The sequence below is a fragment of the Saprospiraceae bacterium genome, assembly GCA_016710235.1.
Lineage (GTDB): Bacteria > Bacteroidota > Bacteroidia > Chitinophagales > Saprospiraceae > Vicinibacter.
This window is the reverse complement of the sequence record JADJLG010000001.1, coordinates 2,006,605-2,027,725: the sequence shown is the minus strand read 5'-3', so window position 1 is coordinate 2,027,725 and position 21,121 is coordinate 2,006,605. Positions and strand designations below refer to the sequence as shown.

Here is a 21,121-nt window from a genome sequence, read left to right as displayed (position 1 = left end):
TAAAAAAGCCCTGCCGGTAGAGCAAGGCTTTTGTTTCTTTTGAAATGAAAGATTACTTCACAGTATCAGAAAGTCCTTTTCCTGCTTTAAATCTTACGACTTTTTTAGCCGGGATTTTGATGGTTTTACCAGTTGCAGGATTACGGCCTTCTCTTGCTTTGCGCTTGTTTACAGAGAAAGTACCAAATCCAACAAGGATCACCTTATCCCCTTTTTTCAAACTTTTTTCGATGGATGCAAATACTGTATCCACTGCTACACCAGCTTGGCCTTTTGTAATTTCGGCTTCCTTGGCTACATTAGCTATCAAATCTCCTTTGTTCATATAAATTTAATTAAGATAAAAAATTGACATAAATTCGGGTCAAAAATATTACAATTATTAATATCTGTCAAACATATTTTAAAAATATTTATACTTCAAGCCCTTATCCAGCTTACATTTCGAACATAGGTCATCCAGAAAAGCCTTTAAAAACAATAGTTTTCACATTGATAATCAGTACATTGCCAATAAAATGAAGTGTTTCGTGTCTTATCTCATCAAAAGCCTCCTTTTCATCGCCCTCTTAGCTCTGATCACTCCCGCATGTCGCAGAAAAAGCGGTTGTCCGACCGAGGACATGCATACAAAAGTGGACAAAAAGGGCAACCCTAAATCCAAACCCAAATCAGGACTTTGGGACAAAAAACACAAAATGAATAAAAAATAATCGGTCAACACTGATTTGCTAAAACTTGCTGTAATTCGGTTAATAAACCTGAATATCAGCTTGTGGATCCCGATTTACCACTCTCCCTAGATAAAAAAAGTACGCGGTCAGCAAGCTAATCAGTAAACCCGGAAAAAATACCGCCCACCATGCAGATGGCATCTGTCTGGCGCCGGAAAGTAAGCTGCCAAGGCTGATTTGAGCCGGATCCAAGCCCATTCCTAAAAATTGTAATCCGGATTCAAAAACTATAACACCACTTACCAAAAAACAGCAAACTGAAACTATATCTCCTATGGCTCTCGGCACAATGTATCTTCTTAATATATTGAAATTGGGTAGCCCCAGCGAAACCGCAGCTTGAACATGATCTTGCCGCAAAGCTATCCTGGTTGCCGAACGAATGTATTTGGCTAGTAATGGTGCTATGATGAATCCAATCATTAACATCAATTTCCACATGGAAGGCTTTTTAACTATTTGTGTAAAAACCAACAACATCATGAGAACCGGAACGGATTTAAAAATGGAAATCCACATCACGATGAGTCGATCAGGATCCCAATTGACTTCAACACCCCGAAAAGAATATCGCAATCCAACAACTATTGAAATAATGCCCAGCGCAGTGTAAAACAGAGAAAATACTCGCTGTGATTCCAACACCACAAAATATGAGTACAGCCCAAATATCAGAATTAATCCTCCTAATAAAATCAAAAGGATCTTCACTATATTCAGCTTCCTCATAAAATAACTCTGGTAGGTACTCAATACCGTGATGGGAAAAGCAATGAAAAATCCTATGACCATGCTACCAAGACCTATCCACAGACTATTTTGAAGGCCATACAAACATGCAGCAAAGAGATCGCGACCCAGCTCGACTGTACCCCAGAGGTGAAATACTTTTTTGTCCCCAAGTTGTGTAAAACTAAGCGGCCCTTGCCATGCAGTGCTTGAACCAATAGACATTGGATCAATCTTTGAAAGTGGATAGAGGGCAAAATCAAAGTCTAATTGATCCCAGTTAAATTGATGATTAAGTAAATCTTCATTTAATTTCGAAGGAGATCTTGGTTTATCATCAAACAAAAGAAAATGATGCTCTCCCTGATAAACGCAATACACTGGATGGCCACCCATGATCCAGCGAGCCAATAAGCTCATCAACAGCAAGACAATACCTAAAATCTGTAAGAGTCTGTGCCGTCGGGAAAATGAATTTGGAACTGTCATCAAACAAGAGGCTTTTCACGTGGATCCCAATATTCATGGAAGCGATTGCTCAATAGAATGCTGGCAATGCTCAAAATAGATGTCGTCATTATCACAAATAAAACAACTGACCAATCTCTCTGCCCAATACTCGTCAATACCAACCTTCCCAATCCGGGAATCAGAAAAATATTCTCTATCAACACACTTCCTGAAATCATAGCAGGTAAGATGCCTGACATCCACCCTGTTAATCCAAGAAGAGCATGAGGTTTTGCTTCTGCACTCAGTCCTGATTTTAACGAAATCCCGGTACTTAATGCTCTCCACCAAAATGGTCGCGATGTGGACCATTCAAATCCGCTTCGAAGCAATATAGTCACCATGGCAATTCCAGGCAAAACCAGACTCAACAATGGCAAAATAAAATATACCGGATATTGCAACCAGATTTTTACCGGATTCAAATCGGCAACCTGAATAAATGAAGCGGGAAACCAATTCAAATAAATTGAAAAAAAGTAAATCAGTAATCCGGCCATCCAAAATCCCGGCATGCTGTGCAAGATGATTAATAGTGCTGAAATGAATTTTTTATTTTTGGAATTTTTTGTTTGTACCCATTTTAAAGCAATGAAATAAGCCAACATAATAATGATCAATAAAGCTGGAATTTGTAAACTCAATGTCCAAATCATAGCTGTAAAAACTTTCTTTTCAACGGCCGCTGAATCTACTTGTGATATTCCAAAGTCACCTTTCAAATATGAGCTCAGTGTATGATGAAATAAATTATTCTTTCCATTCCAAACTAGTGATGGCCAAAAAAAAGAAGACTCCTGTTTTTTCGAAATTCTAACAGCAAAATAAAAAATTGGTTTCTCATTTATAGGTGCAAATCCGCTTAATTCTATTTGCTCAAGATTTTCCTGATGTAACTGCTGGATATCTTGATGACTTAACGGTATCAAATCTATCAGCCATAAACTACCCAGCAAGATCATCAAAATGATAAACAAATTCGCAACGAGCTTGCCGGTCCAGATAAAGAATTGAGTCATTATTTCCGCAAACGGATTTGGTTCTCAACAAAACCAGGTTTTCGGTCTGTAGTGACCATCTCTATTCTTTTGGAGGAAATAATTCTCTCCAGAGGGCTGAACAAAAAAATCTGCGGTTGATATCTATACAACAATTCTTGCAATCCCCGATAGGCGTCCATTCTTGCAACATCGGTGGGAGCCATTTGAATTTGGCTGATCAAGGTATCGAGCTGTGGATTTGCAAATCGACTTCTATTTGTTCCACCAGGTTTGGCATTTGATGAATGCCATGAAGGGTATGGATCCCACCATCCCGGATTCTGTCGGATATTCAACAATACAAGTTCAAAATTGCTTTCATTTATTTCTTTAAGTACAATGTTCCATTCTTTCATTTGAACATCAATTCGTACTCCGACCTTTTTCGCTTCATCCTGAAAAATCAATGCAATATTTTTACTGACATCTTTAGGATTGATTGCAAGTTGAAGATTGAGAGAGTAATTCTGTGATCCTTTTTTCTTGTCCAATACACCATCCTGATCATTATCTTTCCAACCGGCTTTGGCAAGTAGTTCCGATGCCAATTTTGGATCAAAAGTAAATGGTTCAAGATTTTTGTTATAATAAGATCTGCTTGGATGTACCGGGCCAATCACTCGTTGTGCCAATCCTTGCATTTGATCTCTGATAAATTGATCTACAGGAATGAGATGCGCCAATGCTTGTCTTACCAAAGTATCTTCCAGAATAGGATTTTTGGTGTTGACTTCTATGTAAGAATATTGTTGAAGCATCGGAGTGTTGAACTCAAATTTGGATTGTTTCGAAGGATCATTTTTCCATTTGATGAAGAGCTGAGGATTTACACCGGTGACCAAATCCACACTACCTTCTTCAAGTGCATTCATCGCTGCTACTTCATCCGGAATCACATGATAGATAATTTTATCAGGATAAGCATGTAACATCTCATCTTTGGGATATGCCTCTCCCCACCAGGTAGATTTTTTGCGAAGTACAATTTGACTTTGCGGGAGCCATTTTTCAAGCACGTATGGTCCTGCTCCTGAAATTTGATTCTTGCAAAATGTAGCCGATTCAAAGCTTGCTAAAAAATTTTTCAAATGTGATTTTTCAACCTCTGTAAATACAGTTGTATCGTTGGTTTTTAACTTTGCGATTGTGAAACTACGAAGTGATTTTTCATTATCGTATATATGCTCAGGGTATAGATTAAAATTACCACTAATTTCCTGGTGTAGCAGGTAATTTCTTTTTACAAAAATTTTAAATTCTGAAGCATCTGGACTAGACGCTTCTACATTCATGATATTGCTCAATGGGTTTCGCCAGGATTTGTTTTTTGAAAATGGATTCAGAGCGGCTTTCACAGTAAACTCCAAATCAGCAGCAGTTATAGGACTGCCGTCATCCCACTTCGCATTTTTTTTGAAACTGTATCTATACATGAGTGTCGAGTCATCTACTTGTTGAGCAGTTGTCAGACTATCCAATAATATTGGAGTCAACACCATTTCACCGGCATTGTATTCAAACATTTGAGCCATGATCTGGCATTCAACCGGAGTTGACTGTGCAGATTGAGATACTATAGGCTGAAGACAATCCGGCTCTTCCTGAATCCTTACATGCAAATGAAAACCATTTTCTGTTGAGTCAAACTTGCAGGCAGGTAGCATTAATGCTGCTGAAATAATGATACCTAGTAATATTTTCAGATTCATAATAATATGTTTTTTGGGTAGTCTTTTGTTGTCGAATTGCAAATATCGTCGAAAATCGGGAGCTGTTAATCAAGAATCCTGCAGATCTTCATTCCAAATTTGAAACTCCAGCTTATCCAATTAATAATATTTTCCGGTCTGGTCACCGGAATTGAACAATACTGTTACATCTTCACTTGAGACAAATGCTTGAGTTTTTCTACTACTTGGGCTTGAATTTTCCAATTTGAGAACACCTCTGGGACATACTTCCGCACACATGCCGCATCCAACGCATGAAGCTCTAACAATGTCTTGAGATTCTTCTGCGTAGGCTCGCACATCTATACCCATTTCACAATATGTGGAACAGTTGCCACAGGAAATGCACTGGCCTCCATTGACAGAAATTCGAAAACGGGAAAAGTATTTTTGTAATATACCTAAAACGGCAGCCATTGGACAAGCAAACCGACACCAAACGCGTGAACCAAAAATCGGATAAAATCCAACACCAATCACACCTGATACGACTGCACCGATGACGAAACCATAAACTCTGCGAAACATCAAAACTCCGTTTGCAATGCTCGAATCCACCTGAAAATAGTAGGTCCACAACATCAAAATTGTCATTACTATTATAATCAGCAATACACTATAAATTATAGCCCTCTCCAGTTTCCATGAAAAGTGCGATTTGTCTGACAAATGTCTGAATGGGTCACCTGCAGTCTCCGCCAAAGCACCACATCCACAAACCCAGGAACAGTACCAACGTTTTCCAAAAAAGTAGGTTAATATCGGGATTCCTAAAATTATCAAAAGAATTCCCGATATCAGGACCGACTTACCATATGTTCCCTGGGCACTCATTAAATTCAGTTGTGATGCATCAAAAAAACTATAATTCAATGGCCAGATGTTTTTAAAATCATGGTAAGGCTTGTTCATTCTTTCAAAAAAAACAGGCAAGAGGAAGGCAAAAATTATCTGAAAAAAAATCAATGAGAAAGTTCGCCAAACCTGGTAACTATTGTGTCTGTATCTGATTACAAACCTGAATCCAAAAACAGCTACAAACCAAGTGTACAGAAATCCATAAAGGAACCATTGATCTGCAGCTTTGCCCCTTAATAAAAAACTCACCGGGTCCATCCAAGAAACCATTCCTGTATTCCCTGAATCATGGTAGCCTATTCGTGCAGGCCACCAATAAATAACAACATAAAATGCGATCAATCCAATAGCGAGAATGTACGCCACCACGCTTCTGTTTTGCAATGCATTATTCCATACATTGTCATTGGTATCTTTTATTTCTTTTGTGGAGTGAACACGCTTGTTCTCATTATATAGGATCGTGCATGCTATGAGTATGAGTAAAAAATAAAATAAAAACGCATCGAGCGGCTTGTGTACGAGCAAAAGAGCCAAAGAGAATAATACAGTAAATACAAGAGTAACATATTGATTCTGAATGATTGATTTCATTGCATAGAATGTTTATGTTGAAGAAAGAAATTTTTAATTTGAGCAGCATGTAAATTCACAAACTCTTGTTCAAAAAATGCACTCTCGATCTGGGCCACGACATTTGTCCAATTGACCTCATGTCTGATCCAATATTCACAGCTGTTTTGTTTCAATGAAATACCCAGAGATTGAATTCCTACCAGTTTCTTTGATTTTTTTTCAAATACTAATCTCAATGATTTTTTGTTCTGTTGATCTTGCCAAACTAATGTATCTAAAGGTGCTGAAATTATTGGTGGGACAAAGCCATAAACATGATAGAGGACATGAAAGAATTTCGCCGAATTATACCACAAATCCTGTTGATAAGGCTTCGGATTTGAGCTGAGATTTACTGCAAGATGCTCCCCCATTTTCCTTGCAACATACCAGACTGCTTCTATCTGCTTTCGGCCTTGACTCGGGAATTTCAATTCTGCACAATCACCGATGGCATATACATTTTCTATATTGGTTTTAAAATATTCATCAACTAAAATACCTCGATTAATCTCCAGAGCAGTGTTTAAAAAAATATGTACGTTTGGAATTACGCCAACTGTTATTCCTACATAATCACAGGGATGTTTTCTCCCAATTGTATCCTCTAGCTCGTATACATTTAAGTCTCCATCCAGATTTGCCTTTGCAATTTCGCATTCAGGATAAATTTTCACACCGCATTCATTCTCAAGATATTTGTGAATCATCTCACTCTCTTCATAACAAAGTACTGAAGACCAATAAGATTTCTCGCGGATGATAATAGTCACTTTTAAGCCTTTACTTCTAAGCATTTCTGCGATCTCGACACCAATGAGTCCACCTCCAATGATTACTGCATTATTTATTTTGTGGGAATTATTCAACAAATATTGCAAGTCATATTGATCATAAAATGATCCTATATTAGTACTGGAGGAAGGAACCCAGGAGAGCGATTTAGGGAGGGACCCTGTTGCAATAATCAAGCTGTTATATCGCAAAGTTTTATTACTTTTTAAAGTGATCTCATGCCTATCAAAATCTACAGAAATCAATGCATCATGAATAAATTCTATTCCATTTTGAATAAAAAATTGGTTCCGATGTATCACGATGTCCGACCATCTCATGTGACCCATAAAAACATACATCAACGCGGGTCTCGAAAAATAATCGGGAGATTCAGACGAAACAATTACGATACTGTGGTCAGATCGTTTTCGCAGTTCCAGCGCAGCCGTTACACCGGCTACTCCGCTTCCTATGATGCAAATTGGGTCTAGTGGCAGCTGCTTCATAAACTCAAATGGGTATGGAGTGCTGTTAATTTTTGCAACTCCGAAATTTATAAGATGAAACGCAAAATACCTGAATACTCATTGTGCAGGATAAACACAAAGGCACCAAAATGAATGCCGGGCAAGATGCAGAAATGTTTGAATATTTATGGTTTATTCTTTTGATCTGATTTGGCATAACAAACTATTAACAGTATTGCAAATTATATTAACCGCAAACAAGAAAAACAATATTTTGAAAATACTTTAATTTATAGCTATTTTGATTGCAATATACTTCATTTATAATTTTTCGTAAGTAAAAAAACTTGATGTTTTATTCTTGTGATTTAGCTTTATTAATATTTGGTATTACATCCCAACTGACTTAACTTTGCGCCGCATATAAAACCTTATATCTCGTACTATGGCAAATTATGGTAAAATCAGTCAAATCATCGGTCCTGTAGTGGACGTTTCGTTTGCTCAGGAAGGATCTAAATTACCTGAAATTTACAATGCATTGTGCATCAAGCGCGATGGTCGTGAAGACCTCATCCTCGAAGTTCAGCAACATTTAGGTGAAGACAGCGTTCGCGCAATCGCGATGGACTCCACCGATGGTCTGTCAAGAGGTATGCAAGTAATTGACTTGAATGAAACCATCAGTATGCCTGTTGGAGAAGAAATCAAGGGCCGATTGTTCAATGTAGTAGGAGAAGCAATCGACGGCTTGGGTACTGTCAGCAAAAAGAATACATATTCCATTCATAAAAAACCACCTACCTACGAAGACCTTTCCACAGAAACTGAAGTCCTTTTCACTGGGATTAAAGTGATCGACTTGATAGAGCCATATTCCAAAGGAGGAAAGATCGGATTGTTTGGTGGCGCGGGAGTAGGTAAGACGGTTTTGATTCAGGAGCTGATCAACAATATCGCTAAGGGATATGGAGGTTTGTCTGTATTCGCCGGTGTGGGCGAGAGAACTCGTGAAGGTAATGACTTGCTCCGTGAAATGATAGAAGCGGGAATTATCCGTTACGGTGACAAATTCAAACATTCTATGGAAGAAGGTGGCTGGGATTTAAGCGCTGTTGACAAACAAGGTTTGTTGGAATCAAAAGCGACATTTATCTTCGGTCAGATGAATGAACCACCCGGAGCTCGTGCCAGAGTAGCCCTTTCAGGTTTGACAGTTGCTGAATACTTCAGGGATGGAGATCTTGAAGATCCGGCAGGTGGTAAAGACATTCTATTCTTCATTGACAATATCTTCCGATTTACTCAAGCTGGTTCCGAAGTATCGGCTTTATTGGGAAGGATGCCTTCAGCTGTGGGTTATCAGCCTACACTTGCTACAGAAATGGGTCTCATGCAAGAAAGAATTACCTCAACCAAAAGAGGCTCTATCACCTCAGTCCAGGCGGTATATGTACCCGCAGATGACTTGACTGACCCGGCTCCAGCAACCACATTTGCGCATTTGGATGCAACTACAGTATTGAGTAGAAAAATTGCGTCATTAGGTATCTATCCTGCGGTAGATCCACTGGATTCCACATCTAGAATTCTTGACCCGCATATCATCGGTGATTTGCACTACAATACGGCACAAAGGGTAAAAAATATACTTCAGCGATACAATGAATTGCTGGACATCATTGCGATTCTCGGTATGGAAGAACTTTCTGAAGACGGCAAGTTGGGGGTGCACCGCGCTCGTCGTGTTCAGAGATTCCTCTCCCAACCATTCCACGTTGCCGAGCAGTTTACTGGTATCAAGGGTGTTCTTGTACCAATCGAAGAGACCATCCGAGGTTTCAACATGATCATGGACGGCGAGGTAGATGAGTATCCTGAAGCAGCCTTCAATCTCGTTGGAACTATTGACGATGCAATAGAAAAAGGTAAAAAACTCATGGCCGAAGCTCAGGCTTAATATTTGTAATTATCAAAAACAAGCTGAATGAAGGTTATTATTCTCACTCCGGAAAAATGTCTTTTTGAAGGCGAAGCTAAGTCAGTTAAGGTTCCCGGTGCCTCAGGAGGCTTCGAAATTCTGGATCGTCACGCTCCCATCCTATCTGCCTTGGAAGAAGGAGAAATCCAACTCACTGACCTTCAAGGGACAAAACACAAATTTGGTATAATCAATGGATTTGTGGAGGTGCTTGCAAACGAAGTCAGTCTGCTTGTAAGAGTTTGATTTACTCAAACATAAAAATTAAAATATAAACTTGCAGGCCTGTCAAATTGACAAGCCTGTTTTGTTTCATAAATAAATCCCGATCTTTATCATTAAAATCCAAATGTATTATGTTTACTCCTCAAGAAGATCTGTTCAAAAAAATAATCAGCCATAGTAAGGAGTACGGCTTTATCTATCCCTCCTCAGAAATTTACGATGGACTCAGTGCAGTCTATGACTATGGTCCCTACGGAGTAGAACTCAAAAACAATATCAAGACTTATTGGTGGAAATCCATGGTTCAAATGCATGATAACATCGTTGGGCTGGATTCTGCAATCTTTATGCACCCTAAAACCTGGAAAGCATCCGGTCACGTTGATGCTTTCAATGATCCGCTTGTAGACAACAAGGATAGCAAAAAAAGGTACCGAGCTGATGTTCTGATCGAAGATGCTATCGACAAAATCCAGGCAAAAGCGGACAAAGAGGTAGAAAAAGCTAAAACAAAATTTGGTCAGGAGTTCAATGAAGCACTTTACCGAACTACAAATGCTCGAGTTCTGGCTTATCAGGAGAAAGCAGGACTGTTTAGACACAAATTGGCTTCAGCAATGACAGGCAATGATATGCCGGCTCTAAAAACAATCATCGAAGAGCTTGAAATTGCCGATCCGGACAGCGGCTCAAGAAATTGGACAGAGGTCAGACAATTCAACCTCATGTTTCACACCCAACTAGGTAACATTGCAGGTGAAGAGGGCAAACTTTATCTCAGGCCTGAGACTGCACAAGGTATTTTTGTCAATTTTCTCAATGTACAAAAAACCACTCGCCAAAAAATACCCTTTGGTATAGCCCAAATAGGAAAAGCATTTCGAAATGAAATCGTAGCGCGCCAGTTTATTTTTAGGATGAGGGAATTTGAACAAATGGAAATGCAGTTTTTTGTACGGCCGGGTGAAGAAATGCAATACTTTGAATATTGGAAAAAATATAGAATGTCTTGGCACACCAAACTTGGGACTCCAGACAACAGATTAAAATTTCATAATCACGAAAATCTGGCTCATTATGCAAATGCTGCAGTAGATATTCAATTTGAATTTCCTTTTGGATTTAAAGAATTAGAAGGAATCCACTCCAGAACAGATTTTGATTTGAAGAGTCATCAGGAATTATCAGGCAAAAAATTACAGTACTTTGATACGGAATTAAACGAAAGTTATGTTCCTTTTGTCGTCGAAACTTCTATCGGTTGCGACAGAATGTTCCTTGCGATGCTATGCGAATCTTATTGCGAAGAGAAGGTACCGGATGCTGAAGGTGGTGAGTCGATGAGGACAGTGCTGAAGCTCCATCCTCTGCTTGCTCCCATAAAATGTGCCGTCCTTCCTCTTGTACGCAATAAGCCCGAACTCGTTGAACTAGCAAAAAAAATAGAGAAAAATCTGAGGACTGTTTGCAGTTGCACATATGATGACAAGGATGCCATCGGTCGACGATACAGAAGGCAAGATGCTATCGGTACACCATATTGCATTACTGTTGATTTCGACAGTTTGGAAGACAATCAAGTAACCATCAGGGATCGGGATAATCTAGAACAAAAAAGAATCCCAATCGATGACTTAAATTCGATGCTCCAAAAGTTGACTGATTGGCAATCTCTCATGCTAACTGATTGAATCTAAACAACAACTACCTATACATTGGCCGGGCTATTTTCGAACATAACAATCATGAAGTCAAGGCGACTAATACTGGCTGTTTTCTGTATTGCTTTTCACTTACAGTCCCAGGCCCAGTATTATGATGGTTTTCGATTTAATCGTTATGAATATTTTAAACAATTCGAGGGATTTACAATCGAAAATATTACGGTGCACAATGGATTTGAACAAGTTAAATTAAGAGATGCAGACCCTAAAGTCGTTCGAGCACTTGTAAAAACTTACAATTTTATCAACCGCGCAGTACATAGAAATTCAAGTGTAGAGAGATTGGAGGAGTACAAAATTGTAGAAGAAAAAATCATTGTTGATGCCTACCAATTCGAAGAATGGGAGAGAATCATGAGATCCAATTCCTTCCTGACTGAATTAGTTTATTCTATTGATGTCACAGATAGTTCTGAACGAAAAGCCAATCTGGACATTTTTGCAACAGATGGCATTTCGATTGTCCCTAATTTGCAATTCAATTCTCCAGAAAAATATGATATTTCTCTACTTGAAAATAATCTCTACGGGAGTACAAATGCCCTGGGAATTGCGGTATACCACGATAAGTTCTCAAAGATAGAATATGCGCCAAGTGTAGATTTTACGCTTAGAAATCCGAATGCAAATTATGTGGATTACAAATTCAAACTTTCGAGTTCTGACAAATCGACTACGGGAGGTGGAAGGACTGCAAATAGTCTCACTGTCGGCGCAGAACGACCTTTCATCAGCACGTATTTCAAATGGCAGGGTTCATTCACAATCAACATCCAATCCAATGCAAATTATCGAAATCTCGTCGAATTCGATTCTCTGTTTAAATATGGGACGTTTAGTATGGATTCCTGGATTGGATGGCACAATCCATTTATGAAAAGGAAGGTTACAAAACCAAATCAATGGAATTTTCTGTTTGCTTTGCGTAATATAAACAGAAGATTTTTTACACGTCCGGATTATATCAATCCTCAGAATGAACATTTGTTATTGAATCTATACACCGTATTTTCTCAAGTCAATTTCTTCAAGCGAAAATTTGATCGATATGATTATTTGTTTGATTTGGGAAGGGTAGAAGATATAGAACTAGGATTTAATATCCGGGGAGGTTACGCCTGGGGATTAAGACAGGAAAACAACTCCAATTACTTGGGTTTAGAAACTCAATATATCGGCGCTCCTGGCAGGGATCAGTATCTAGATTTCAGCTTTAAGATGGGTGCATATTTTGAACAAAAGACTTGGGTTGACATTCTCAATTCATGCAGTATTTTGTATTCGCCACGAAAAACGGATTTAAATAAAGTGGCAATACGACATTTTTTTACTTTAATTTACTCAGGACTACATGATGAGTCACTTTACCCTTTGCTCAGTGTATCCGGTGACAATGCCTTGTTGCATTATAAATCAAATGGCTTCACCGGCAATAATAGATTTGTGCTGAGAGTGGAATCTTTTTTCAATATCAAAAAGTCATTTCTGCAGCTCAAAATAGCTCCCCTATTAAGCGCTCAGATGTTGCTTTTAAATCAATCCAAAGATTTGCATAGCCAATTCCACAGTGCAATCAGTACAGGATTTCGTTTGCGCCACAATCAATACTCTTATCAGATTCTGGATGCCAGATTTTCGTTTTATCCCGCTTATACTTTTCCCGGAAACAATCCCAGATCCTTTGAAATTTTCCTGACGGTAAAGTCAAACTTCTACAACAATATTAAATTGGTGAGCAAACCCGATTTTATATACCTGTACTAAAGCTGCAATTTTGAGCGAATAAGATATCGAACACCAAAATATTCTTACCTTTCGGGAGTACAATAAAGCTGAAAAATGCTTTATCTACTGAATCATAGTATGATAACCAGACAGAAATATAATATGCCAAGATTAAAAACGACAACAAATAAGTACTTCCGGGCTCCCCTACTCGCATCAATTGCAATTATTATCCTCCAGAGTCTTAGTTCCTGTGCTAAAGAGGAAGGTGAAGGTGGACTTGCTAAAATTCATGGAAAAGTCTATGCATACAATTTGAACAAACTCCAGCAAGTGGCAGATTCCGGTTACATTGGTGCGCATAAAGTATATATTTCTTACGGCGATCACATTACTGTAGATGATGAAGTGGTGACTTCATATGATGGAAGTTACGCATTCAGAGATTTGTACAAAGGGGATTATACGGTTTTTACATATTCATACTGTGATGGCTGTGCATTAAACCAAGAAGTATTTATTCAAAAAGTTAAGATTAGCTCAGTTAGAGAAAGTGTAGAGCTCAAAGATTTTAAGGTCACCAAAGAATAATTCCAAAATGGATACAAGCGCTTTACAAGATCCAACCAACATCAATGAGATAACCAGCATCAATGATGGTGAATTCTCTGATTTTATGCTTCGCTTTGGAATTGATATAATCGCCATTTTCTTACTGGTTAGATTTATCTATTATATTAAATACAGAAATCGCGATTATGAATTCACATTTTTTATGTTCAATGTGTTGATTTTTTTGATATGCTATTTGTTGAATAACACAAAAATGAAAGTTGGTATAGCATTTGGCCTCTTTGCTGTATTCAGTATACTACGTTATCGTACAGTAACGGTGCCCATTAGAGAAATGGGATATTTGTTTGCCAGCGTAGCTCTGGGGACGATCAACAGCTTGACGGATTACAATGCACATTTATATGAAATTGTACTTTCGAACGGGATAATATTAAGCATGGTATCCATACTCGACAGAAAACACATTCCAAACACAGAAGCAGAAAGGATCGTGATATATGACCAAATGCATCTCCTCCATCCGGACAAAAAAAATGAATTAATTAAAGATCTGATATCAAAGACGGGATTGCAAATCAGCCGCGTTAAAGTTGAGAGGTATGATTTGATCAAGAACAATGCAAGAATTCGAATATTTTATCCTGGTACCGATAAAGACCTTAGACAAGAAGTAGTTGAAGATGATGACGAAGATTAAGTCACTACTGATTTTTCAGTCACTTTGCTTCTGTTCCGTACTATTTGGCCAATCAGAATTAGGTTCGAGTCAGGAGATCTGGTTGGGAGCAGGCATCGATGTCAAATTGGATAAAAGCTGGCAGACCGGATTTAATTTAGAAAATCGTAGTGATCCCACTCTCTTCCACAATGCTTCGTGGGTCAGTGATATTTCTCTGACACGCCGTCTCAATAAATCTTGGAACGCTCAGATAGCAGGACGATTTACTACAAACAACAAAAGGGACAAAACCAGATATAGCTTAGCCACTTCTTTCAAAGACAAATTTAACCAAGCAAAATTCAAATCAAAAGCTGCATTTTTTTTTGAAAACAAACTCAATGAATATAGCTCAACTTTTTTTCAGGAAGCGAATTACTATACAGCATTAGAATCCGAATGCTTATTTCCGATCTGGAAGAAAAAAATATATATTGGCCCTACTATAGAATTGAGAAACCAATGGCAACATAGATCCGTCCAATTTGAATTACTCAGATTGGGGATAAGCAGCAGTTTCGAATTCGCAAAACATCATTCTATCGAAGTATTTAGTTTCCTCGAATTCGAAAATTTATTTTTTTATTCCCCTGCAGTTGTCAGTGGTGTGAATTATCAGCTAGACTTGGATTTGTCCAAACTGAAGAAGAAAAAGAAAAACATAGAAGAAAAAAACTAAATTTTGAACTTCCTTTTCATAGGATGAAACCGATCAATTTCTTCTCTAAGGTATTGAGTATCTAAATGTGTATAAATTTCAGTCGTGGTGATGGATTGATGCCCTAGCATCTCTTGGACAGCTCGGAGATGGGCTCCTCCCTCCACCAGATGAGTGGCAAAAGAATGTCTTAATGAATGTGGACTGATAGACTTCCGGATTCCTGCTGAGGCAACCAGTTTTTTAATGATCTTAAAAATGCTCACTCTGGAAATTTTTCTGCCCTGATAATTCAAAAACAAATAATCACTATGACCTTTAACAACCGGCAATTGACAACGCACATGATTGCGATAATAGTTGATATGCTGTAATGCCTCTCCGCCTATGGGAACCAATCGCTCTTTATCCCCTTTTCCAATGACCCTGATGACATTCTGCTCCTCGTAAATACAGGAACACAACAAGCCACTCAACTCACTCACCCGAAGCCCGCATGCATATAAAGTTTCAACCAAAGCTCTGTCCCGATGTCCCAAAGGCTCTGAAAGGTCTATTGTGGCAATCATCGCAGAGATATCTTCTACACTCAACACGTCAGGTAATTTATGGGCAAGTTTAGGTCCTTTAATCAATTCGGTAGGATCCATTGAAACCAGATCTTCTATCAATAAATAACGAAAGAATGCTCGAATTCCTGACAATATTCGCGCCTGTGATTTAATACTGCTTTTCTCATCGTACAATCCAGCAAGAAAGCTTTCGATATGTTGACTTTCTACTTGGTTAGCGTGAAGAAGTGGCTGACTACCTGCTGCGAATAAAATGAGCTTATCCAAATCGTCAGCATAGGCTTCAATGCTGTTTACAGATAAGTTTCGCTCCCAGCGGAGATATTGTAAGAAAGACGTCTTTAACTCTTGCCAATTCATCCTGCAAATATATTAAATTATTTTATAATATGTATAAATCACATCTCAAGTGATAGAGTCCAACAGGAGATAAAACAGATGTTAAATAATTGCAAAAACATATGCTGGAATATCCAAAAAAGTAAATTTGCCCATGTTCGATAAGTATTCATTTCAATACCATTTCAAAGAAAATTTCAACACAATGCAAATCAAAGCATTTCTAACTCTGTTTGCATTTTCTATTTGTTCAAATGAAGTATTCGGTCAATCAATATTACTTCAACATGTAAACGTCATCACTATGTCTGATTCACTGATCAGATACAATCAAGACGTATTCATACAGGATGGCAAAATCACTAAAATTGCAGGGAAAATCAAGCCAAAGAGAAAGCAAAAAGTTAAGATACTATCACTAAAAGGAAAATATATTATGCCTGGATTGGTGGATATGCACGTTCATTTGAAAACGGAAAATGAGCTGGAAGATCAGTTGCTCTACTACCTGGCAGCGGGCGTCACCGGTATTCGTGTTATGGATAGTAAATCAGCTCAAAATGAGCTTACGAAAAAAGTAACTGACAATCACATTACTGCTGCCCCTGAACTTTATTTGAGCTATATCATCCGTCGAGAATATTCGTATTCACAAGAATCCGCTGATAGTTTGATGAGCGCTTTAAAAACGTCAAACTATAAATTTGTAAAATTATTCAGCTTATCCAACGACAGTACATTCCAACATTTAATGAATTCCTCAAAAAAATATGGAGTGATAGTTTGCGGTCATTACCCTATTTATAGGCAATTTAGCAAGGCAATTCCAATAGATTTCGATAAAGTCTTGAATTCTAATTTTAAAAGTATCGAACATCTGGGTGGATACACACAGTTGCCTGATGACAAAATCGCCTTGGCTGCTCAACAAACAAAAGCTAATAATATCTTCAACTGCCCTACCATAGATTGGGATATTATGGCTTACGATTTAATGTATCCTAATGAATATAAACAAAGATTTACTTATTCAATGATCCCTAAAAATACTCTGGATCAGTATGAACAAGATTATCTGACAAATATCAATAAAGCCGGAGGGAACGATGCTATCATTGATCAGAAAAATAAATACCTGCCTACTTATCAAAAGAAAATCAATATTCTAAAAAATCTTTATCAGTACAAATGCCCACTTCTCATCGGTGGAGATGCCGGTAATCTTTTTCAAATGGATGAATTCAACTTATATGAAGAGATGACCCTTTGGAGTCAGGCAGGAATTGATAATTACACAATATTGGAATCTGCTACAATAAATCCATCTCTGTTCTTTGAGGAATTAAATAAAAATGGGACAATCGAAGAAGGTAAATCCGCGAATTTAATTGTTCTGGAAAAAAATCCACTCGATAATATACGGAACATCAAGACCATCCAATACACCTTTAAAGATGGAATGATGTTTGAAAATGCAATCTTGCGATCAAAATTGGGAATTCATTAATTTGGCTTTAATAAATTTTTGACAGCAATCATGCTCCGAGGTCTTTTGCTCAACATTTTTTTTTAAACTGCCTGGCACTGGCAGCACAAATCAAATTTCCTCTAGAAGTAAAATCCGGACATCTGATTTCTACCTGGCAAGTTGCCGGATTGTCATATACCAGGGCATTCTTGGAATTGGGATTTCCTACACTGGTGATTGACAAGCACTTCGCAGATCAGCATCTGGCTGACCAGGTAACATTCAAAGAACCAAATCAGCAAAACTCCATTGTCCTTTGGGCTGAACAAAAGCAACACCAAATCATCTCATTGATAAATGATAGTATCCATGTGAATGGAAAAAAAATATTCTTGAATACAGTTGTAGAGGATTTAAGCCTCATTCCTGAATGGAAGGAATACCACATGATTTTTCAAATCAAAGAACTGGGACAAGTTTTAAAAATCAATTTACAAAATCTAAGTTTTGAAGTCGGCGGAGACATTACACTTGATGCAAGTTCGTGTGTTTGGAAAATGCAACCTGATTCCGACACCAAAGGATTGTTTTTATACATGGAAAGTTGGAGATTTTCGATTCCTGTGGAATAGCAGAAAAACTATCCGGAAATTTATTACTGGATCTTGGCGCAGCCAATGCATTCTATCTGTATTCTAACTACCCAGAAGTGGAGCAATTTCTGGAGAGATCAAAACGAATGAAACTCGATGAAAGTTCCTACAAAACATCTTCAAGTTTGAAGAATATCAATGTGTTAGTACCTGAAATTGTACATTTTCAAAACGTCGAAATATTTGAAAATCACATTGTCTCAATAAAACTTTTCAATTCGGGTAGAACAGAAAATTATTTCGGAATCATAGGTATAAGATTCCTTGAAAATTTTGAGACGACAATTGACTTTTCAGGTAATATTTTAATATTGAAGCCGATCACTTCAGTAGCCAGAAAAATCAAATAATCAAATCGACCAGCCTAAATTGTTTATGTATATTTCAAATCCAAGGACTAAAAATTATTCATCTCCCATCAGCGATACCTTTTGCATGTAAAGCTTCTGCTGATTGTCGTTCTGAAGCAAACTCAAAATACACATCCCTGCTGGAATATTGTCTAAAGCAATAGATGCCTCAGATTGAGCTTCCATATTTACTCTTTTTATTATCCTACCCGTCATATCAACCAGCATAATACTGTAATTACCTGCAGAGCTGAGTTCAACATGAATAAATTCCCTTGCTGGATTTGGGAATACTTTTACATCGATGAATACTGCTTCATTGGAAGAAATCGGACAGTTTTTAGAATTGTAACTAAAGCTTTTGCTGATAGCAAAAGCGCCTAATCCATCCGGACATCTTTCGTAAGAATAATCAGTAGGTATCGTGCCGAATGAAATGCTGTCCAAAAGCAATCCGTCAGGTCTGCTTAGGATCAACTCTTCTCCACTTGCAGATAGTTTGAAGTTGGCGTGCAGGCCATTGAGAGCATTTCCATCTTCGTCTAACCAAATCACAATTCTTGATTTTGGTCCAATCACCACGGAAGCAGGAAACTCCCATTTTTGTGGATTCGCAAAATCATCAGAAAGATAAAAACCGGCAAGATTTACTTCCTGATCGGTATTGTTGTATAATTCAGTCCAATCCTCAAATTTATTGTCAGTAGTATCAAGTACAGCTGTTTGGTTACTTGTCATCAATTCATTGATGACAACATCGCCTGATCCAATTCTAGGATAAGGATATTCTGCTTCAAGGACATGAAACTCAAACTCTGCTCGCTCAGGTGAAAATATTCCTGCATTATTATTTTCAGCATAAATATAGTACTGCGTTTTATTTCCTGTAGGAATAAAATACATACCAAAAACATGGTCTCCGGCAAGGCCATCATGGTGCAATCCATCATCGTACATCTGGTACTTTGAAAAAATATCAAATCTGTTTTTTCTGAATGCGCAGTAAGCATAATTTACATTGGAAACAGAAGCATTTAACCACGCAGTGTCACCGATGATTGCAATCTGAGCAGATTCCCATTTAATATCAGTTATTGTCGGAGCAGTTGCATTAAACTCAGCTATTGTTCTAAAGTATGCCAATCTTGCATCCATCAAAGTGCTGATGCCGGGTCTCGATCCCATCGGACCTCCACCGGATAAAATAGGAGCAGTAAGTGAACTTTGGAAAGCTGAATAGCTTGTCAGACTATTTGGATCTGTTTTGACCAATGAGTCAACAAAAGTCTGCAATTTCTTGGCAATATTTTCATATTCACGATTAGCTATAAATTCATTGCAAAACGTCCTCACATGAGCCGTGTACATTCTCTTAAACCTAGGATCCTGCAGAATTTTCTGGATCAAGGGTCTTGAGGCATTTGTCTCGCCAACGAATAAACTCGTCTTGTCTACAGTTGTGGTACCACCACCTGAGCCACCGGGAAAGCCACCTATGGACATATTCAGATCCCATATCACGGGCAACATCCTGCCAAAATCATCTTCATATAAATAATAATTCTGAGAAAAACTTCCTGTGTAACTATCGTAATTAGAAAAAACACTATTAAACGCATGCATCCAGATTGCACGATCGATATCCATAATTGAAGGCAAACGAGAAGAATTGTTTTTTAATGTATCCATCAAGGCTATTAATTTACTCCAGCCAAAATTATTTTCCATTCCATATAGGCTATAATATCTGCTACTATCATTGTTGATATAGACTAAATTGCTGGTGGAAGATAAACCGGGTCTGTCTGGATTTCCTTTTACAAAAACATGATCTGAACTTCCAAAGTGATCGCTACAAAATTTTTTATTTACTGCTTCCACATTCGAATAGAGTCCAATATACTTATCATTTATGTAAACCTTGGCAAAATTTGCCAATGAACAATCCATATAATTTTTCAAAATTTTATATGACAATACTTCTCGAACTACAGATTGATCTGAGAAATTATTACCCAGCTTTATACTGTTATATGTATCGTACTCCTGATTGTCTTTGACCCAATCGAGCTTCAAATGCAAAGGGTTTTTTACTTGTGAGGTATTATAAGAGCTGTTGCCTTTATATTTTACACCAACACTGTCAAATCTAACACCATTTACCAGACAATATTCCGCAAGAATATAATCTTCTTTTCCTGCTTTAGCAGTATCCAACCTGTAATCCCAATTGGAGTAACTGAAATAAATTTTAATTTCCTGAATGATATCTTCTTTATAAAAATTTTGAGAATAGGACCTACTGAACAAAATCAAACACAACAGGGTAAAAACAAATCTGACTCTTGTGCGAATTCTTTCTATCATATAACATGTTTACAACAAAAGTATGTCAATGCCAAAATGTAATGGATTTTTGAAATAAAACTTTTTTTCGAATCATTCTCATGAGAAGCTTTGCAATCCCCAAGATGCAGAAAAAACCAGCTTGAGCATAAAAATATATCAAAATCCTATTAAATATTTAATACTCTGTCATTCTATATTTTACACATTTATAAAATTATAAATCAATATTTTTATCTAATTTTCAGCTCGTAAATTATAAAAATTTGCTTAAAAAACACTAAATTGTCCTTTTTTTAATGGGAACAGTTTACCTTTACATCAAG

19 protein-coding genes are annotated in these 21,121 nt (G+C 37.6%); 11 read left to right on the top strand and 8 right to left on the bottom strand.

All coding sequences use genetic code 11. From position 1 onward, the window contains the following. Window positions 1-52 precede the first annotated feature (52 nt). A complete protein-coding gene (locus tag IPI99_08280; protein MBK7340511.1) occupies window positions 53-325 on the bottom strand; it encodes an HU family DNA-binding protein in 273 nt (90 codons plus the stop codon). Window positions 326-518: 193 nt separating this feature from the next. Between IPI99_08280 and IPI99_08275 the strand changes: the two genes are divergently transcribed. Beyond that, on the top strand, window positions 519-713 hold the full coding sequence (locus IPI99_08275; protein ID MBK7340510.1) for a hypothetical protein: 195 nt from the start codon (window positions 519-521) through the stop codon (window positions 711-713). A 39-nt stretch (window positions 714-752) separates the two neighbouring features. Here IPI99_08275 and IPI99_08270 read toward each other — a convergent pair whose 3' ends face one another. The 5 genes from IPI99_08270 to IPI99_08250 form a co-directional block, all read right to left on the bottom strand. Beyond that, window positions 753-1,955 (bottom strand): ABC transporter permease, encoded by a 1,203-nt coding sequence (locus IPI99_08270; protein MBK7340509.1) that lies wholly within the window; start codon window positions 1,953-1,955, stop codon window positions 753-755. Then, complete coding sequence (locus IPI99_08265; GenBank protein MBK7340508.1) at window positions 1,952-2,992, bottom strand: ABC transporter permease; 1,041 nt, start codon at window positions 2,990-2,992, stop codon at window positions 1,952-1,954. Before IPI99_08265 ends, IPI99_08270 begins: the two co-directional genes overlap by 4 nt. Then, window positions 2,992-4,722, bottom strand: coding sequence for a hypothetical protein (locus tag IPI99_08260; protein MBK7340507.1), 1,731 nt, complete (start codon window positions 4,720-4,722; stop codon window positions 2,992-2,994). The genes IPI99_08265 and IPI99_08260 overlap by 1 nt, the downstream gene beginning before the upstream one ends. A 120-nt stretch (window positions 4,723-4,842) precedes the next feature. Continuing rightward, window positions 4,843-6,195: a 4Fe-4S binding protein gene (locus tag IPI99_08255; GenBank protein MBK7340506.1), complete on the bottom strand. Its 1,353-nt coding sequence runs from the start codon at window positions 6,193-6,195 to the stop codon at window positions 4,843-4,845. Next, window positions 6,192-7,499, bottom strand: coding sequence for an FAD-dependent oxidoreductase (locus tag IPI99_08250; GenBank protein ID MBK7340505.1), 1,308 nt, complete (start codon window positions 7,497-7,499; stop codon window positions 6,192-6,194). The genes IPI99_08255 and IPI99_08250 overlap by 4 nt, the downstream gene beginning before the upstream one ends. A 406-nt stretch (window positions 7,500-7,905) precedes the next feature. On the opposite strand from IPI99_08250, the gene IPI99_08245 reads away from it, so the two are divergent. The 7 genes from IPI99_08245 to IPI99_08215 all read left to right on the top strand — a co-directional run bounded on the left by IPI99_08245 (window position 7,906) and on the right by IPI99_08215 (window position 15,088). After that, the gene (locus tag IPI99_08245; GenBank protein MBK7340504.1) at window positions 7,906-9,420 is read left to right on the top strand and encodes a F0F1 ATP synthase subunit beta; all 1,515 of its coding nucleotides are present in this window, start codon (window positions 7,906-7,908) and stop codon (window positions 9,418-9,420) included. 27 nt (window positions 9,421-9,447) lie between these two features. Continuing rightward, window positions 9,448-9,687 carry a F0F1 ATP synthase subunit epsilon gene (locus IPI99_08240; GenBank protein ID MBK7340503.1) on the top strand — a complete coding sequence of 80 codons (240 nt, stop codon included), beginning with the start codon at window positions 9,448-9,450 and terminating at the stop codon, window positions 9,685-9,687. Window positions 9,688-9,797: 110 nt separating this feature from the next. Next, the gene (locus IPI99_08235; GenBank protein MBK7340502.1) at window positions 9,798-11,357 is read left to right on the top strand and encodes a glycine--tRNA ligase; all 1,560 of its coding nucleotides are present in this window, start codon (window positions 9,798-9,800) and stop codon (window positions 11,355-11,357) included. Window positions 11,358-11,411: 54 nt separating this feature from the next. Continuing rightward, window positions 11,412-13,154, top strand: coding sequence for a hypothetical protein (locus tag IPI99_08230; GenBank protein MBK7340501.1), 1,743 nt, complete (start codon window positions 11,412-11,414; stop codon window positions 13,152-13,154). Window positions 13,155-13,277: 123 nt separating this feature from the next. Further along, entirely contained in the window at window positions 13,278-13,706 is a 429-nt protein-coding gene (locus IPI99_08225) for a hypothetical protein (GenBank protein ID MBK7340500.1), read from the top strand. 7 nt (window positions 13,707-13,713) lie between these two features. Continuing rightward, complete coding sequence (locus tag IPI99_08220; protein MBK7340499.1) at window positions 13,714-14,388, top strand: DUF4956 domain-containing protein; 675 nt, start codon at window positions 13,714-13,716, stop codon at window positions 14,386-14,388. Next, window positions 14,372-15,088, top strand: coding sequence for a hypothetical protein (locus tag IPI99_08215; protein ID MBK7340498.1), 717 nt, complete (start codon window positions 14,372-14,374; stop codon window positions 15,086-15,088). The genes IPI99_08220 and IPI99_08215 overlap by 17 nt, the downstream gene beginning before the upstream one ends. Here the strand turns inward: IPI99_08215 and IPI99_08210 are convergent. Then, entirely contained in the window at window positions 15,085-15,999 is a 915-nt protein-coding gene (locus IPI99_08210) for a tyrosine recombinase (protein MBK7340497.1), read from the bottom strand. The genes IPI99_08215 and IPI99_08210 overlap by 4 nt on opposite strands. A gap of 133 nt (window positions 16,000-16,132) precedes the next feature. Between IPI99_08210 and IPI99_08205 the strand changes: the two genes are divergently transcribed. The 3 genes from IPI99_08205 (at window position 16,133) to IPI99_08195 (ending at window position 18,449) form a co-directional block, all read left to right on the top strand. After that, the gene (locus IPI99_08205; GenBank protein ID MBK7340496.1) at window positions 16,133-17,485 is read left to right on the top strand and encodes an amidohydrolase family protein; all 1,353 of its coding nucleotides are present in this window, start codon (window positions 16,133-16,135) and stop codon (window positions 17,483-17,485) included. A 149-nt stretch (window positions 17,486-17,634) separates the two neighbouring features. Beyond that, a complete protein-coding gene (locus tag IPI99_08200; GenBank protein MBK7340495.1) occupies window positions 17,635-18,078 on the top strand; it encodes a hypothetical protein in 444 nt (147 codons plus the stop codon). Then, window positions 18,051-18,449, top strand: coding sequence for a hypothetical protein (locus tag IPI99_08195; GenBank protein MBK7340494.1), 399 nt, complete (start codon window positions 18,051-18,053; stop codon window positions 18,447-18,449). Before IPI99_08200 ends, IPI99_08195 begins: the two co-directional genes overlap by 28 nt. Window positions 18,450-18,503: 54 nt before the next feature. On the opposite strand, the gene IPI99_08190 is transcribed toward IPI99_08195, so the two are convergent. Beyond that, on the bottom strand, window positions 18,504-20,816 hold the full coding sequence (locus IPI99_08190) for a CotH kinase family protein (protein MBK7340493.1): 2,313 nt from the start codon (window positions 20,814-20,816) through the stop codon (window positions 18,504-18,506). Window positions 20,817-21,121 lie beyond the last annotated feature (305 nt).

What these genes read in the sequence shown, in the direction of transcription:
- IPI99_08280 (MBK7340511.1), bottom strand. Translation starts at nt 325, where the DNA reads ATGAACAAAGGAGATTTGATAGCTAATGTAGCCAAGGAAGCCGAAATT.
- IPI99_08275 (MBK7340510.1), top strand. Translation starts at nt 519, where the DNA reads ATGAAGTGTTTCGTGTCTTATCTCATCAAAAGCCTCCTTTTCATCGCC.
- IPI99_08265 (MBK7340508.1), bottom strand. Translation starts at nt 2,992, where the DNA reads ATGACTCAATTCTTTATCTGGACCGGCAAGCTCGTTGCGAATTTGTTT.
- IPI99_08260 (MBK7340507.1), bottom strand. Translation starts at nt 4,722, where the DNA reads ATGAATCTGAAAATATTACTAGGTATCATTATTTCAGCAGCATTAATG.
- IPI99_08255 (MBK7340506.1), bottom strand. Translation starts at nt 6,195, where the DNA reads ATGAAATCAATCATTCAGAATCAATATGTTACTCTTGTATTTACTGTA.
- IPI99_08250 (MBK7340505.1), bottom strand. Translation starts at nt 7,499, where the DNA reads ATGAAGCAGCTGCCACTAGACCCAATTTGCATCATAGGAAGCGGAGTA.
- IPI99_08245 (MBK7340504.1), top strand. Translation starts at nt 7,906, where the DNA reads ATGGCAAATTATGGTAAAATCAGTCAAATCATCGGTCCTGTAGTGGAC.
- IPI99_08240 (MBK7340503.1), top strand. Translation starts at nt 9,448, where the DNA reads ATGAAGGTTATTATTCTCACTCCGGAAAAATGTCTTTTTGAAGGCGAA.
- IPI99_08235 (MBK7340502.1), top strand. Translation starts at nt 9,798, where the DNA reads ATGTTTACTCCTCAAGAAGATCTGTTCAAAAAAATAATCAGCCATAGT.
- IPI99_08230 (MBK7340501.1), top strand. Translation starts at nt 11,412, where the DNA reads ATGAAGTCAAGGCGACTAATACTGGCTGTTTTCTGTATTGCTTTTCAC.
- IPI99_08225 (MBK7340500.1), top strand. Translation starts at nt 13,278, where the DNA reads ATGCCAAGATTAAAAACGACAACAAATAAGTACTTCCGGGCTCCCCTA.
- IPI99_08220 (MBK7340499.1), top strand. Translation starts at nt 13,714, where the DNA reads ATGGATACAAGCGCTTTACAAGATCCAACCAACATCAATGAGATAACC.
- IPI99_08215 (MBK7340498.1), top strand. Translation starts at nt 14,372, where the DNA reads ATGATGACGAAGATTAAGTCACTACTGATTTTTCAGTCACTTTGCTTC.
- IPI99_08210 (MBK7340497.1), bottom strand. Translation starts at nt 15,999, where the DNA reads ATGAATTGGCAAGAGTTAAAGACGTCTTTCTTACAATATCTCCGCTGG.
- IPI99_08205 (MBK7340496.1), top strand. Translation starts at nt 16,133, where the DNA reads ATGTTCGATAAGTATTCATTTCAATACCATTTCAAAGAAAATTTCAAC.
- IPI99_08190 (MBK7340493.1), bottom strand. Translation starts at nt 20,816, where the DNA reads ATGATAGAAAGAATTCGCACAAGAGTCAGATTTGTTTTTACCCTGTTG.